Below are 15,776 nucleotides of genomic sequence, written 5' to 3'. Positions count from 1 at the left end.
TACGTCATCGTCCGTTCTAGGGTGCGGTATTTGCGACCGATCATGCAATATCGATCTGACAATCGCAAAAGCCGCCCGGGCTGATCGGCACGCGCAATCAATGCCCCGGCGGTCGGACAACCTCTCCGGGCCCGAGGGACAGGCCGAAATGCCCGCCCCTCGTTCGGCTGGGCATCGTCTACACCCGCCGCAGGTCGAGCGTGAACGGGAACTCCTTGCTGACGGTCGGCTCAATCACCCGGATCTTGCCCGGTGTGTGCCCGAACTTGAAGAACCGGCTGATCCGACGGCTTTCGGCCTCGTACGCGTTGACCGGGAATCGGTCGTAACTGCGGCCGCCGGGGTGAGATACGTTGTACGTGCACCCGCCGATACTGCGACCGGCCCAGTTGTCGATCACGTCAAAGATGAGCGGCGAATGGACGCCGATGGTCGGATGAAGGCAGCTGGGCGGCTGCCAGGCGCGGTAGCGGACGCCGGCAACGAACTGGCCGTTCTGCCCCGTCGGGTGAAGCGGCACGCGCACGCCGTTGACGGCGATCGTGTGGCGCGAGTCGACCATGCCGGTGACCTTGACCTCAAGGCGCTCGACCGACGAATCGACGAACCGCACGGTGCCGCCGGCGGCACCTTCTTCGCCGAGCACGTTCCAGGGTTCGATCGCCTGGCGGATGTCCAGGACGATGCCACGTTGCTCGATCGAGCCGTAGTGCGGGAAGCGGAACTCCATGTGCGGGGCGAACCACTCGTCCTGCAACGGATAGCCGGCTTCGTTCAGGTCGTCGATGACGTCTTCCATGTCCTGCTTCACGAAGTGCGGCAGCAGGAAGCGGTCGTGGATTTCGGTCTTCCACCGCACGAGCCGGTGTGTGTACGGCTGCTTCCAGAACTTGGAGATCAGCGCCCGCAGCAGCAGGTGCTGCGTGAGGCTCATCCTGGCATGCGGCGGCATCTCGAACGCCCGCATCTCGAGCAACCCCAGGCGTCCGGTCGCGCTGTCGGGGGAGTAGAGCTTGTCGATGCAGAACTCTGCACGGTGCGTGTTGCCCGTCGAGTCGATCAGGAGATTGCGGAAGATCCGGTCAACGAGCCACGGCGGAATGGTGCCGTGGTCGGGGACCTGCTTGAACGCGATTTCCAGTTCGTAGACCTGGTCGTTGCGGGCCTCGTCCACGCGTGGTGCCTGGCTCGTCGGCCCGACGAACATGCCGCTGAACAGGAACGACAGCGACGGATGGTTGTGCCAGTAGCCGATCAGGCTCTTGAGCAGGTCGGGGCGGCGCAGGAACGGCGAATCCGACGGGATCGAACTGCCGACCACAATGTGGTTGCCGCCGCCCGTGCCGGTGTGCCGGCCGTCGAGCATGAACTTCTCGGTGCCGAGTCGGCTGAGGCGCGCTTCCTCGTAAAGGATCTCGGTGTTCTTGACCAGGTCGTCCCAGGTTTCGGTCGGCTGGGTGTTGACCTCGATCACGCCCGGGTCGGGCGTGACCTTGATGTGGGCCAGCCGGATGTCGTAAGGCGGGGTGTAGCCTTCGAGGAGGACCGGCATCTGCAGCGCCTCGGCGGTGTCTTCGACCGCCGTGACGAGCTCGAGATAGTCTTCGAGGAAGCGCTGCGGCGGCATGAACACGCGGAGGACGCCGCCGCGCACTTCGGTGCACAGCGCGGTGCGGACGATCCATGGCGCGGATTCGCCTTCCACCGGTTGCAGCGGAGGGGTTTCGCTCCGTGCGGGTCGGCGGAAGCGGGGTTCGCCACGATTGGCGGCCGATCCCGGGCCGGTGCCGGAGCCGGTTCCCGGCCCGCGACCGATGCCGCCGTTGCCGGCCGAACCGCCGACACCCGATCCAATGCGGAACTCCGGACCAACGTCAAACGTCTCGGCGGGCCCGAGCACCTGCTCCTGAAACCCGAGCGGATTGGTCCCTTCGCGCACGCTGGTCGTCAGGTAGCGCTGCCGGCTGAACGCATCGCGCGAGGGCAGGGGGCTGCGTTCGGCCCAGGGGTCGAGCTCGTGAACAAACGGGTAGTCGCTCTTGACCACCCACGGAATCGAATCCAGCGGCAGCCGATAGCCCATCGGCGAATCGCCGGGGATCAGGTACATGCGCTCGGGACGGAAGAACCAGTCGCCAGACACCCAGGCACCGGTCCCATCGGTGTAGTAATCGCGGCGGAGCGGCAGGGCATAGCCGACCACCTTGTCGAGCCCCTGCTCGAAGATCTTCGCCAGCCGCTGGCGGTCTTCCTTGTTCTCGAGCTTGCTGTCGAACGGGTCGACATTGACGGGCAGTCGGCGTTCCTTCCAGAGGTAGTACCAGACGTCTTCAAAGCCGGGATTAATGAATCGCGGGGAGATGTCCAGCCGCTCGACCAGCGCGTGCATGAACGCCCGGGCATCTTCGTCGGTGTAGACGCGGGTCTTGTTGTGCTCGTCGGCGAAGAGGGCCTTGTTCTTCCAGATCGGCTCGCCGTCCTTGCGCCAGTAGATGCCCATCGACCAGCGGGGGAGCGATTCGCCGGGGTACCACTTGCCCTGCCCGTGATGCAGCAGGCCGTTGGGCGCGAACTTGTCGCGGAGCCGGCGGAGCAGCTCGTTGGCGCGCTGGTACTTCATCGGCCCAAGGGCCGTGGTGTTCCATTCCGGGCCGTCCATGTCGTCGATCGACACGAACGTCGGTTCACCGCCCATGGTCAGGCGGACGTCGGCCTTTTTCAGGTCGGCATCGACCTGGTGGCCGAGTGCTTCGATCGCGGCCCATTGTTCGTCGGTGTAGGGCTTGGTGACGCGCGGATCCTCGTGGATTCGCGTGACCGACATGTGGAACTCGAAGTCGCCGTCGTCGCCGCCGCCCCCATGGAGCGCGTGGTCGTCGGGGTCGGCCTCGGTGACCTCCTGGTCGTCGGTCGAGAAGAAGCCGGTGATGGCGGCGGCGGTGACGGGATCGGCGGTGCAGGCGAGCGGGATGTGGCCCTCGCCGGCGAGCAGGCCGCTGGTGGCATCGAAGCCGATCCACCCTGCGCCGGGTAGGTAGACTTCGGTCCAGGCGTGCAGGTCGGTGAAGTCAACGGCCGTGCCGCTGGGACCGTCGAGCGATTTGACGTCCGGCGTCAGCTGGATGAGGTAGCCCGACACGAACCTCGCCGCCAACCCCACGTTGCGAAGCACCTGCACCATCAGCCAGGCGCTGTCGCGGCACGAGCCGCAGGCTTTTTCGAGGGTTTCTTCCGGCGTCTGCACGCCGGGCTCCAGGCGGATCAGGTACTTAACCGCGTGCTGGATCTTGGAGTTGAGCGCGACCAGGAAATCGATCGTGCGGGGGTTCTTCCCGTCTTCCTTCGCCGCGCACTTGCGGGCTTCCTCGACGAAGGTCGTCAGCTTCGGTGTCAGCGGGGCGGCGGCGAGGTAGGGCGCCAGCTCCTTCTGCAGGGTCTCGTCGTAGGTAAAGGGGAACTCTTCAGCGTACTTATCAACGAAGAAATCGAACGGATTGATGACCGTCAGTTCGGCGACCAGATCGACTTCGATCGCAAACTCTTTGGTCTTCTTCGGAAACACCAGCCGGGCCAGCCGGTTGCTGTACGGGTCCTGCTGCCAGTTCACAAAGTGATCGGAGGGCGTGACCTTCAACGAGTAGCTGAGGATCGGCGTGCGGCAGTGGGGCGCGGGGCGCAAGCGCACGACGTGCGGCGAGAGCCACACGGGCTTGGGGTACCGATAGCGGGTCCTGTGAGTCAGGGCAACACGAATGGCCATGGGATGTCTTGCTCGTGGTCGAGATTAAAGCGGGTGCTGGGATGCGGTAGTCTTGCGATATCGAGTCGCGGCTGGTTGCGGCGAAGTATAGCGATACCCCGGTTGTTGGCGAGCCACAATCAGATGAGCCGGAGGTTAAAAGTGCCTTGTGCCACGCCTCTGATGGAGGAATGGGTAATCTGTACCTCGTCGCGGCACGCAGCACTTTCACCTCAGCGTCTTCCGATACGCCTGTTGCTGCTGCTGCATCTGCTGCTGGGTATAGACGCCTTGCTGCTGCTGTTCCTGCTGCTGATTGATCATGTCCCTGTGAATGACCACGCCAGTGGGAAACGTCGGGACGGTCAGCGCTTCGACGCGTTCGGCGGCCATGTCGGCGGGGATGGCGTGGAGCACCTCGCTGCTGACCCTGGCGCTGATCTTTTCGCCCGCCTTGCCCCTGTAAACGCCCTTATTGGGCGGCACGTCCAGGAAGTTCCGACCGATCGCGACCTTGACGAAGTTGCCACCCACCATGCAGTTGTTGGCTACGTCAAACCCCACCCAGCCGGCCGACGGGATAAACAGTTCGCACCAGGCGTGGGTCTCTGTGAAACCGCGGTATTTCTGGGCGTCGGGATGGACGATGCCGCTCACGTAACGCGCCGGAATCCGCAGCGCCCGCGCCAGCCCGATCATCAGGTGCGTGAAGTCCTGGCAGACGCCCTGGCCGTGCTGAAGAATTTCTGTAATCGGGCTGGCCGAGTTGGTCACGCCCTGTTTGTAGGTGAACTTGTCATTGATCAGGTGCAGGCAGCGCAGCGCGATTTCGCCCAGGCTGTCGCCGGGCTGTGCGTTGATCATCGCCGCCAGTTCGCGGAGCTGTGGCGAATCGACGACCGGGTTGCCGAACTGAAGAAAGTCGTAGTACTTGTAATCGATCAGCGCCGGATCGATCGGCCAGGTATCGGAGAACTTCTCCACCTGCGGGCGCGGACGGTCGGTCTCGACAATGCTGGTGGCTTCGATCTCGATCCGCCGGTGAAAGCTGTTGACCGTGAACGAATGGACCAGGTTGCCGAGCCAGTCGAAGTAGCTCAGCGCCGGCGTGGCCGGGCCGATCGCCAGGGTGAACGAGAGCCGGTGCTGGTCCAGCTCCTGCCGCGGCGACATGCGCAGTTCGATGACCGACTCGCTGATCAAGTCGGAGTAGTCCAGCTCGGTGCGATGGATGAGTTTGAGAAGCATACTTTTCAGTAGTCGGTAGTCAGTAGTCAGTAGTCAGAAAAGAGATGAGTCACATCCTTCTTCTCTGACCGCTGACGACCGACGACTGACGACTCTCCTAGAACATGAAATAGTTCTTCTGCATGGCGATCGCCGCCTCGGCCAGGTCGTTCTGGATACGGAGCAGGTAGTTCGGCAGGCCTTCGTCCATGATCTCGTTGGCCTCGGCGTATTCGAGGTCGGCATTGAGGCGGCCCAGCACGCGCTCGGCGGGGTCGATCGCCAGCGGGTTGACCTCCGCCCGGATCGCGCTCATGGCCCGATACGACTGCTGCACCGAGAAGCGGATGCTCCGCGGGAAGTTGGGCTCCAGGATCAGGAACGACGCCACCTTGATCGGGTCCATGTCGCCCACGTGTTGCCGGCGATAAAACTCGATCGCGCAGCAGCTCCGCAGGACGGCCATCCAGTAGATGTTCCGCAGCGCGCCGGCAATGACGCCGTCGGCCGAGCGGAGAATGTGAAACCGCGTCTCGATCACCCGGCAGGTGATGTCAGCCCGCTCCAGGTACTTTCCGAGCTGCGTGAATCGCCACCCCTGGTCGTGCGCCAGCGTCTGGTCGGTCAGGCCCTGGAAGAGCATCGAGCCGGTCATGATGTGCCGGTAAAACTCTTCCGGCGACTCTTCGAGGTGTGCGCGGGCGTCGTCGCTCTTGAGCGACCAGTAGAGGGTATTGATCGACTCCCACATCTCGGCCGAGATGTTGTCTCGAATCGCGCGGGCATTTTCGCGGGCCCGCGTGACGCAGTTGAGAATGCTGTTGGGGTTGTCGTGGCCGAACGTCAGGAACATGCCCACGCGGGACGACAGCGACGACTCGCCCTGGGGCAGCTCCGGATCGAGTCGCAGAATCTGCAGCAGGCCCTGCCACTGCTTCTGTTCGAGCGTCGGCGCCAACTCGCCAACGTCCATCAACAGGTTGGAGTTCACCAGCAGAAGCCGGGCAACGTGCTCGGACCGCTCGACGTATCGGCTCATCCAGTACATCGAGTCGGCGTCGCGCGCGAGCATCGGACGCGATGCCCGGTGCGACCGGAATTTCGGGGCGATCGTATCGACCGGCTCCAGGACAGTAGAAGGAAGAGGAGTCATTTGATGAATACCGGGGAACAAGCGCCGAGCACTCGGTGCTCGGCACGATCGGACTGGTTAGACACCCACGGGCACCTGCCGCGCGTCGGCGGGCAGCGCCGCCATCTGGGCCGGCGGGGGCGTATCCCCCTCTTCCAGTACCCACGTGTCCTTCGACCCACCTCCCTGAGAACTGTTCACCACCAGGCTGCCCTTGCGAAGCGCCACGCGGGTCAGGCCGCCGGGCATGACGATCGTCTTTTCCCCGTACAGGATGTACGGCCGAAGATCGACCCGGCGCCCTTCGAACTTTCCGTCCACGAAGCTGGGGCACTGGCTGAGCTGCACGATGGGCTGCGCGATGTAGTTACGCGGGTCTTCCTTGATCTTCTCGGCGAACTCCGCCCGCTCGGCCTTGGTCGCCTGGTGGCCCATGAGCATGCCGTAACCGCCGGATTCGTTGGTCGCCTTCACCACCAGCTTGTCGAGGTTCGCCAGCACGAACTTCTGGTCGTCGTCCTCGGCGCAGATGTAGGTTTTGACGTTCGGCAGGATCGCTTCCTGGCCGAGGTAGAACTTGATCATCCGCGGCACGTAGGGGTAGACCGCCTTGTCGTCGGCGACGCCCGTCCCGCAGGCGTTGGCCAGCGCGACGTTGCCGCAGCGGTAGGCGTTCATCAGCCCGGGCACGCCCAGCACGCTGTCCGGGCGGAACGTGAGCGGGTCGATGAAGTCGTCGTCGATCCGGCGATAAATCACGTCCACCCGTTTCAGGCCCGCCGTCGTCCGCATGTAGACGAAGTTGCTGTCGACGACGAGGTCGCGGCCTTCGACCACTTCCACGCCCATCTGCCGGGCCAGGAAGCTGTGCTCGAAGTACGCCGAGTTGAAAACGCCGGGCGTGAGCACGACGACCGTCGGGTCATGGGCATGGCTCGGGGCCGAGTACCGGAGGGTTTGCAGCAGGTTGTACGGGTAGTCCTCGATCGACCGCACGCGATAGGCGCTGAACAGGGCCGGGAATACGCGCTTCATCACCGTGCGGTTTTCCAGCACGTAGGACACGCCGCTGGGCGTGCGACCGTTGTCTTCCAGGACGAGGTATTCGCCTTCTTTCGATCGGATCAGGTCGGTACCGCAGATATGAATGTACGTGTTCCGCGGGACGTTGACGCCGAACATCTCTCGGCGGAAGAACTTAGCGCCGTAGATCAATTCCGGCGGAATGACCTTTTCCTTCAGAATGCGCTGGTCGTGGTAGATGTCGTGGCAGAACGCATTGAGCGCCGCGAGTCGTTGCACCAGCCCCTTCTCGATCTTGGTCCATTCGTCGGCGGGGATGATGCGGGGGATCAGGTCGAAGGGGAAGATCTTCTCGACACCGGCCGAGTCCTTATAGACGGTGAAGGTAACGCCCTGATTGCGGAAGGTGAGGTCGGCCATGCCGACGCGCTTGAGGAAGGCATCGTGACCCATACCCTCCAAGCGAGCTGAAGCGGCCGCATAATGTGCGCGCGGTTTGCCCTGCTCGACGAACATTTCGTCGTAAAGCCCGTCGAGTTCGTAGTTTTGAAACATTCAGCCGGTTCCGATCTCCTCGTTTGATCGTGCCCGGTCCGATCAGCCACACCGTCAACCGGGCCGACCGCCTCTCTCGCCGGTGGGGAGTTTAGTGGGATGGGCGCATCATGCAAGGGAAAGTTGAGTTGATCGGTTGGCGCTCATGATTTTCCCCGGAGAAGCGAGCCGAGCGGCCCCATAACCCGTTGTTCCTGTCGTGCCGGATGTAGCGCGGCTGGTCCGGCGATCCCGAGTCAGTCTGGCCCGTAACAGCGTTGCAACGGGCTCGGGCTGTGGACCAATGGCTACTGTAGTGCCGTGAAGTGCGAACGATCGCTTCGGCTCCGTTGGTGAATCCCCGGCCGTGGCAACAGATTACAGCCTTGCGTTATATTGCGCCACCAGTCAACTCCTTCAAGGGGATAGCAATGCCGAAGATGATCAACGCCCGATCCATTTGCGTGGTTCTTCTCGCCGTGGCTTTCGTGGCGGTCGTGCCTTTGGCGGCACAGGATGCCGAGAAGAAGCCGTCGCATATCTTCGACTTCGGTGGATTCGACGATGCCCCGGCGACGCAACCCACGGTGCGCGAGCGATCGCGACCTCCGGCGCCACCGGTTCCAGCGCGGACACCCGTCCCGGGCGTGGTGACGCCATCGACGCCAAAGCCGCCGACGCCAGCGCCCCCCACGCCGAAACCCCCGGTATCCGATCCGCCGCCGACCGTCCCGCCATCACCTGGCCCCTCGATCCCAGTCGCGCCTCCGGTCGCCCCCGACACGACGCAGGCGTTGCTGCCGGTGCCGGTTCCGACCGAGGCCAGCCGGGGCATCCTCGCAGTCAACAAGCTCTACGCCAATGAGCTGACGGCGGCGCAGGACCGGATGTCCCGCCGCAACATGGCACTCAAGATCGATGCCGCCTCCAGCGGCGCCGATCTAAGCGCGACCGAACGGTACGCCGCCGCGATGGTCGCTCTGCAGGTGGCTGTCCTGTCGGGCGATGCCCCACTGGCCGTGCGGATGGCCGATCGAGTGGCGAATCGCTTCGCCGTGGACGAGCTGTCGCTGAGGTCCACCATGGTGCTCGACATGGCCGCCAAGGCAATTACTCCACACGACGGCCACGCGCTGGCGACGGCGGCGATTCCCGTCATCGAGGCGGCGACGCGCGAAGACGACTTTGACCTGGCCGAGAAACTGACACTCGCCGCCGAACAATGCGCGGTGCGGGCGGTGGCGCGGGATTCGGTATTGGCAGGGCGGGTGCGAACGATCGCCGGTGATATGCGGGCGACAAAGGCGCAGCACGCGCTGGCCAAGCCCGCGCTCGATGCCATCGCCGCCGGCACCGCTACGCCGGCGCAGCGCACGATGGCAGGGAAATATGTCTGTTTCTCCAAGGGCTACTGGTCGCGCGGCCTGCCGATCCTGACCGACTGTGACGACCCGAAGCTCAAGGCGGTCGCGCTGGCCGACCTGGCCATGCCACTGGCCGCCAATGACCGCATGACCCTGGCAGACCGGTGGTGGACGATCGCCAGTGCCGAGGCGCCAGGCAGCCGCGCCCATGTCATGGACCGCGCGGCCTATTGGTATCGCGAGTTGCTACCGCAGATCGCCGACCAGGACCGCAACACTCCTCAGGTGCGAATCACCCAGGCCGTCGCGGCGATGCGCAAGCTCGAGCCGGGCCTGATCGCCGAGATCTTCCACGACCCCGGCCTGCGCCTTCGGCAGCGGGTGCGGATCGATCCCGTCATCGTCGGCGATTTCTCGAGCAAACTCCCCGACCCCAACGTCGATCCCGACATCTTCGGCGTCCGCTGGACGGGCATGATCAAGGCACCGCGGACCGGCACCTACACCTTCAACGTCAAGGTGAAGGAATCGATCCGCATCTGGATCGACGGCATGATGGTGCTGAGATCAGACAATCCGACAAACAAAGCCACCGTTGACGTGCTGATGGTGGAAGGACTGCACGACATCCGCATCCACTACAACAGCCGGTGGGACAAGTCGATGGTGCGGATCACCTGGACGTCGGCGGGGCAGTTCACCGATCAGGAGATCGGCGGTCAGTACCTGTTTCACGACGCCCGCGCCGGCGGAGAATACCTCGCCGCCGGCTCGCTGATGTCCGATCCGCTGGACCGCACGGCGCGGGTGGGTGGTCTCGGCGGCGGGTTTTACGACGGCGTCGCGCCCGACGCGATGGGCACGCTCGCCGGGTTCCGCATTACGACCGGCTCGTTCTATTCCCACCCGATCATCAAGTCGATCGTGCCGGTGTTTCAGGATTCCATCGGCCAGCAGACCGACGGGCAGATGTACGGCTCGCCTGGCGGGTCGCCGCAGTCGGTGGTTGCACGGCCGGGCTATGCGGTGGCGTCCGTCACCGCCAAGGGCGGCCAGCGGCTTGACGGGTTCAAGGTGACCTTCGCCCGGGTGAATCCGAACGGATCGCTGAAGCTTGCCGACACCTACGAATCGGAATGGGTCGGCGGCAATACTGGAGGAAAGGAAACGCTGCTGGGCGGCGACGGCCGCACGGTGGTCGGCATCTGCGGGCGGGGCGCGGCAGATATCGATTCGATGGGCCTGATCCTGCGTGGGAAACCCGTCGCCGGGAATGCGATGTCGATCGTCTCGGCACGGTGGGGCGGGCCGGGCAACAAATGGGCGGATGTCACCGTTCGCGTGCGGGTGATGGTCCGCGACAACAAGCCGATGAACGCGACCCACACCGACCTGATGTCCGACCCCACGCCGGGCAAACGCAAGAAGCTGGAGATCATCTACAACGACCAGGGGATAAAGAAGTCGATCACCTTCGACGAAAACGAGGTGATCGCGATTCCGGGTGTCATTTCCCGGTAGCGGGCGCCTCGGTTGCGGCAGCCGCTGGCGTTTGAAACCCGAGGACCTGGATCTTGGCCGATGCCTTTCGGCTGTCGAGTCCGAGCAACTGCTGATAGGCCGACCACTTCAGCTCGACCTTCCGCCGGTTGGCAGAGGTCGCGGGAACATCCGCGTAGAGATTGAAATTGGCAACACCCACCGACCCGCTGTACGGCTTTTCGCCGACGGTTCCCATCAGCGGGACCGGGACGCCGTCCACGAGCAGTGTGGGCGTGGTGGTGAATGCGGGATTGCCCAGGTCGGCGACGAAACCGCGGACGACCAGCCGGGTTTCGCCGAGCTTCTGCCCGAGAATGACGTACGAGTGTTCCGACATCCAGCCGTCTTCGCAGAGACCGGAGAACTCGACATCTGGATGGCGGAGCTGGCTTTCGGGGCTGCCCCAAATGTAGATCGTCGAAGGCGGATTGAACGCGCGGTACTCGGCTTCGCCCAGGAGTGAGATATCCCGGCCGAACCCAACCAGCAGCCGCCGGTCGAGACCGACATTCATGCCGTAGAGCTTCATGAAGCCGGTGCGTTCGACGGAGAATTTCGTCCCGAACTCGCCCAGGTCGATACCGACGTAAGACCGCCCGCGGACGCGCTGGGGTTTAATCGGCGGCGACACCAGTCGGCACGCTCCGCGGCCGACGGTTGCGAACGGCTGGCGTTCGGTGCCGACGGCAAACGCCTTGGGCAACTTGTTCTGGTAATCGCCTTTGAACGACATCGTCAGGTCGAGAAACAGGCGGACTTCCTGCTCAGGGTTAATGACCTCGAAGAGGAAGTAACGGCCAACGCCGGCCATCGTGGACGTGACATAAAACGCTGGGTCTCGCTCCAGTTGGTAGAGCGAGATGAAGGACGGGTCGCCGGGTTTGTAGTATGGCTCGGACATGTTCGAATCGACGAACAGCAGGTGGTTCTGCACCTGGGTGATTGGCCGCATGACGAAGCTGCCGTCGCCGTCGCCGAAGTGCCGGCGGTTGAGCATGCTGATCTGTCGCGTGCCGGCGACAAGGAGCGTGTTGGGGTCGTCCGGCGGGCGGGTGGGGTCGGCGGATCGGCCGCCTTGTTCATACAGGAAAAACTTTGCCGAGTAGTCGCCGCCGGGATGCGCCGGATCGAACTCGAAGTGTGCTTCCTGCGACCGGGCGATGGTCGGCTCGAAAAGGCTCCGGGCCTGCGTCTTGTACTTGGTGCGGGCGGCCTCGGGCGGGGCGTTGGGAATCATCGTGTGCGCGGTCAGCCGGCTGGCCGGGAAGGACGTCACCCGCCCGGCGGTGTAGGCAGACAGCAGCTTGGTCAGCGAGATGTTGTAGGAATCGCAGAGGATGCGAGTGTCTTTGTTGACGTACCCGGCGGCCTGGGCCTGGTCCAGTTCGCGGACGAACTCGCGCAGGACCTTGCCGCGCGTCGCGCCCAGGACTTCGTTGAACGTGCCGCCGCCCTCGTCGCGGCTGTAAAGGACATAGAAGCCCTGTAGGCGAAGGTTGGGAATCGCCAGGATCAGGATCAGCCAGACGAGCGAAGGAACCCGGCGAATGGCATAGAGCCCGGCGAGCGCTGCGATGCCAATGCCGGCGACCCACGCGATTGTTTTGCCTTCGGGCAGATTCGGGAGCAAGAGCCCGAGCACCAGGACTGCGGCGACCAGCAGCTGGTAGACGGTCAGCCGGACTTTCGGTTTCACGTCGAACTTGCCGAGCAGTAGTGTCCAGGCCAGGGCGATCGTCGGGAGGATGAAGGCCTGGGCGAACATCGCGAGCTTGTAGAGGCCGAACCCCGAGTTGTAACGGAAGAGGTAGACCGCCAGCACGATGCTGACCAGCGCCAGCGCCGCGGCCGGTTCGCCACTGCGCCAGGTGAGCCAGATCGCCGCGACAGCCGACAGAAGCAGAAGCAACGCGCCGACGGCGATCGTGATGCTGAAGCCGGGTTCCGGCGGCATGGATGTGATCTGCACCAGGCCCCAGAAATTGGCGAACCCACTGGGGATCAGGAAGAACGGGAACAGCGTGAGCGCCGGGTCGTCGCTGCGAGCGCCCTGCTCCTTCTGCCCGACCATGAAAGCCAGCACGTTATACGTGTAACTGTTGAGGACGATCAGCGCGACGACCACGCCGATAGCCAGCATGAGCAGAAGTGGCTTGAGGTTCTTCCGCGATCGCAGGGCCAGGTAGGCGAGGTAAAGGAAGAACGAGACGCCGAGGAACGGATTGACCTCGGGGTAGATGAGCATCTGCCCGGTCGCGGTGACGCCCAGGAGAATGCCATGGCGAAGCAGCGTGCCCCGGGCAAGGCCGGTGAAGTCGCGGATCAGGATGCTGGCATTAACGCACAGGACCGCGAGGCCAATGTCCTGGGCGATCAACTGGTAGATGGTGCCGAACGCGAGCTGGGCGGAAGCGACCGACAGCACGCAGGCACAGAGGGCCGCACGCCGGCGGTCAGGCGAGGTGTAGATCATCGCGGTCGCCGCGCCGGCCATCATGATGTGGAAGCAGACGATCAGGGGCATGAACGCCTGGTGGGACGAGAGCCCGGTCAGGCTGCACACCCAGGCGAGCATCATTTCAGCACCGCTGCGGGCCATCATCGGCACGTGGTAGTACCAATAGCTCTGGGCGTACTCGGTGCCCTCGGTGAGCGATTCCAGCGGCGGGAGTTCTTCAAAGCCGTGCCGCAGCAGCCGATCGCCGGCCAGCGCGTAGTTGGCCATGTCGTCGTTGCTGAACGACAGCCAGTCGAAGCCGTTGTCGAGCATCGGCCTGCCGACGGAGAGTGCCCCCGCGAGAAGGATGAGCAGAAAGGGGAGGTAGCCGATGAGATCGCGCTTCCAGTTGCCGGCGGTTGCGGCGGGAATGGCCGCTCCCGAAGCAGCTAGGCGGGCGACACCTTCAGGCGAGTCTGGCACGTCAGTGGCTGATACGGCGGAAGTGGTTGGTCGGCGGCCTCGCCAATAGATGAAAATCGAAATCGCCAGCGCCAGGATCGCAACGACCGGCCCGCCGTGCGCGACGGGGATCGAGAACATCCTGTTCAGCACGAAGAGCGGAACCACGGTAAAGATGGCCCCGACGGTGGGGGACATCAGGAGGTCCTGGGTCGCCTCCCGGCGTGCGTGGAGTTGGCGCAGTGCTGCCGACCCGACCAAGAGGAAGTAGAAAAACAGCAGCAGTACGAGCCCGAATGCGAGCAAGTTAGGTCTCCGAGAAAGCGATCAGGCCCGGCGACATCCGTGACACCGGCAGAAACCGGGGAGGCTAGAGGGCGAGGCGTGGAGGGTCAAGGCGGCTCGGATTTGATTGAAGTATGAAGAGCGAAGGATCGAGAACGGCGAATGATCCAGATGCAGGTTTACCCTTTGACTCGCCACTCGACGACGGACAGAATCCAGATCATGACAACCGCCCGCGCTATTCCGGTCTTCGCACTCGTCCTGACACTCGGCTTCGCCTCCGCCTCCCGCGCCGCCGACGACTACAAGCTGGGTGCCGACTCGCAGCGGGTCGAAGGCGTCCCGCAGGGCAAGGTGACGGCGTACAAGTTCAACAAGAGCAAAGTCTTTCCCGGCACCGAACGAGACTACCACGTCTACATCCCCGCCCAATACGACGGCAAGACGCCAGCTTGCGTGATGATCTTCTTCGACGGCGGCGGGTTTCAGAATGACAAGGGCGGCTACCGCGCCACCGTCGTCATGGACAACCTGATCCATAAGAAAGAGATGCCGGTCACGATCGGCGTCTTCGTCAATCCCGGCGTCATCCCGCCGCCGGCAACCGCGGCCAAGGGGAAGGACGACAAGGGCAATCCCGTCGATCCGCTGCCCCGCATGAACCGCAGCTACGAGTACGATTCGCCGACCGATCTCAATGCCCGCTTCCTGATTGAAGAACTCCTTCCAGAAGCGACCAAGGATCTCAATGTCGTCAAAGACGGCAACGGCCGGGGTCTCTGCGGCGGCAGCAGTGGCGGAATCGCGGCGTGGGTGGCGGCATGGGAACGGCCGGCGGAGTTCAGCCGGGTCATCTCGTTTATCGGATCGTTCACCAACCTTCGCGGCGGGCAGGACTGCTCATCGCTCATCCGCAAGCACGAAGGCAAGCCGATCCGCGTTTTCCTGCAGGATGGCAGCAACGACCTGGACATCTACTCCGGCTCCTGGTGGGTCGGCAACAATGACATGATGTCTGCCCTGCGATTTGCCGGCTACGACTACCAGTGGGCCCCCGGCGACGGCGGCCATAACGGCAAGCACGGCGGATCGCTCTTGCCCGATGCCTTGCGGTACATCTGGAAGGACTACCCCAATCCCGTCGCCAAGCCGCAGTTCCAGAACGCCAAGGACCAGCGCAACGTCGTCGGCGAGATTCTGATCCCCGGGGAAGAGTGGCAGGTGGTGGTCGAAGGTCTCGCCGGCAGCGAAGGCCCGGCAGCCCACGCCGACGGAAGCGTGATGTTCACCGAAGGCCGCACGGGCAAGATTCACCGGATCGCGCCCGACGGCAAGGTGACCCTGTTCGCCGAGAACGCCGAGGGACCGGACGGGGCGGAGTTTGGCCCTGACGGCAAGCTCTACGTCGCGTGCAACAAGACGAACAAGATCGTCCGCCATACGGCCGACGGGAAAATGGAAGTCGTCGCCAGCGACATCATGCCCAACGACCTGGTCGTGACGGCGACCGGCCATGTCTACGTGACGGACCACAAGAACCAGCAGGTCTGGCACATCACCCCGACCGGCGAGAAGACGGTGGCGGACAAGGGGTTGAACTTCCCCAACGGCATCGTGCTGACGCCGGACCAGAGCCAGCTCATCGTCTCGGACATGAAAGGGGCGGGGCTGTACGCGTATCAGATCAAAGCCGACGGCAGCCTGACCAACAAGGCGTTGTACTACTACGCCCAGATCCCTCCGAACACGAGCAACAGCGGTATCGACGGCCTGACGGTGGACCGTGACGGCCGGCTGTACGCCTGCTCGCCGATCGGCATCCAGGTGTTCGACCAGGCCGGCCGCGTGTTCGCGATCGTGAACAAGCCGGTCGCGGGAAAGCCGATGAGCAGCGTCGCGATCGGCGGACCGGACCTGTCGTACCTGTACGTAACCTGCGGCGAGAAGGTGTATCGGCGGAAGATTAAGCCCAAAGGTGTGATCTTCTACGCCGGGCCGGTGGTCCCCGGGAAGCCGCGGATGTAGACGGAT

General features: G+C 63.8%; 7 protein-coding genes. 2 read left to right on the top strand and 5 right to left on the bottom strand.

Features of this window, described 5'->3' with window-relative positions:
- Positions 1 to 178: 178 nt before the first annotated feature.
- The 4 genes from IPV69_RS08755 to IPV69_RS08740 form a co-directional block, all read right to left on the bottom strand.
- A complete protein-coding gene (locus IPV69_RS08755; protein WP_206294699.1) occupies positions 179 to 3,760 on the bottom strand; it encodes a transglutaminase family protein in 3,582 nt (1,193 codons plus the stop codon).
- 207 nt (positions 3,761 to 3,967) lie between these two features.
- Positions 3,968 to 4,987, bottom strand: a complete 1,020-nt coding sequence (locus tag IPV69_RS08750) for a transglutaminase family protein (RefSeq protein ID WP_206294698.1) — start codon at positions 4,985 to 4,987, stop codon at positions 3,968 to 3,970.
- Between the two features lie 97 nt (positions 4,988 to 5,084).
- On the bottom strand, positions 5,085 to 6,119 hold the full coding sequence (locus IPV69_RS08745) for an alpha-E domain-containing protein (RefSeq protein ID WP_206294697.1): 1,035 nt from the start codon (positions 6,117 to 6,119) through the stop codon (positions 5,085 to 5,087).
- A 57-nt stretch (positions 6,120 to 6,176) separates the two neighbouring features.
- Positions 6,177 to 7,676: a circularly permuted type 2 ATP-grasp protein gene (locus IPV69_RS08740; RefSeq protein WP_206294696.1), complete on the bottom strand. Its 1,500-nt coding sequence runs from the start codon at positions 7,674 to 7,676 to the stop codon at positions 6,177 to 6,179.
- Between the two features lie 410 nt (positions 7,677 to 8,086).
- On the opposite strand from IPV69_RS08740, the gene IPV69_RS08735 reads away from it, so the two are divergent.
- Positions 8,087 to 10,540, top strand: coding sequence for a PA14 domain-containing protein (locus IPV69_RS08735; RefSeq protein ID WP_206294695.1), 2,454 nt, complete (start codon positions 8,087 to 8,089; stop codon positions 10,538 to 10,540).
- Here the strand turns inward: IPV69_RS08735 and IPV69_RS08730 are convergent.
- On the bottom strand, positions 10,527 to 13,766 hold the full coding sequence (locus tag IPV69_RS08730; protein WP_206294694.1) for a hypothetical protein: 3,240 nt from the start codon (positions 13,764 to 13,766) through the stop codon (positions 10,527 to 10,529). The two genes, IPV69_RS08735 and IPV69_RS08730, sit on opposite strands and share 14 nt — an antisense overlap.
- 201 nt (positions 13,767 to 13,967) lie before the next feature.
- On the opposite strand from IPV69_RS08730, the gene IPV69_RS08725 reads away from it, so the two are divergent.
- The gene (locus tag IPV69_RS08725) at positions 13,968 to 15,770 is read left to right on the top strand and encodes an SMP-30/gluconolactonase/LRE family protein (RefSeq protein ID WP_206294692.1); all 1,803 of its coding nucleotides are present in this window, start codon (positions 13,968 to 13,970) and stop codon (positions 15,768 to 15,770) included.
- Positions 15,771 to 15,776 lie beyond the last annotated feature (6 nt).

This window comes from Humisphaera borealis, from assembly GCF_015169395.1.
GTDB lineage: Bacteria > Planctomycetota > Phycisphaerae > Tepidisphaerales > Tepidisphaeraceae > Humisphaera > Humisphaera borealis.
This window is presented reverse-complemented; position numbering and strand designations above follow the sequence as displayed.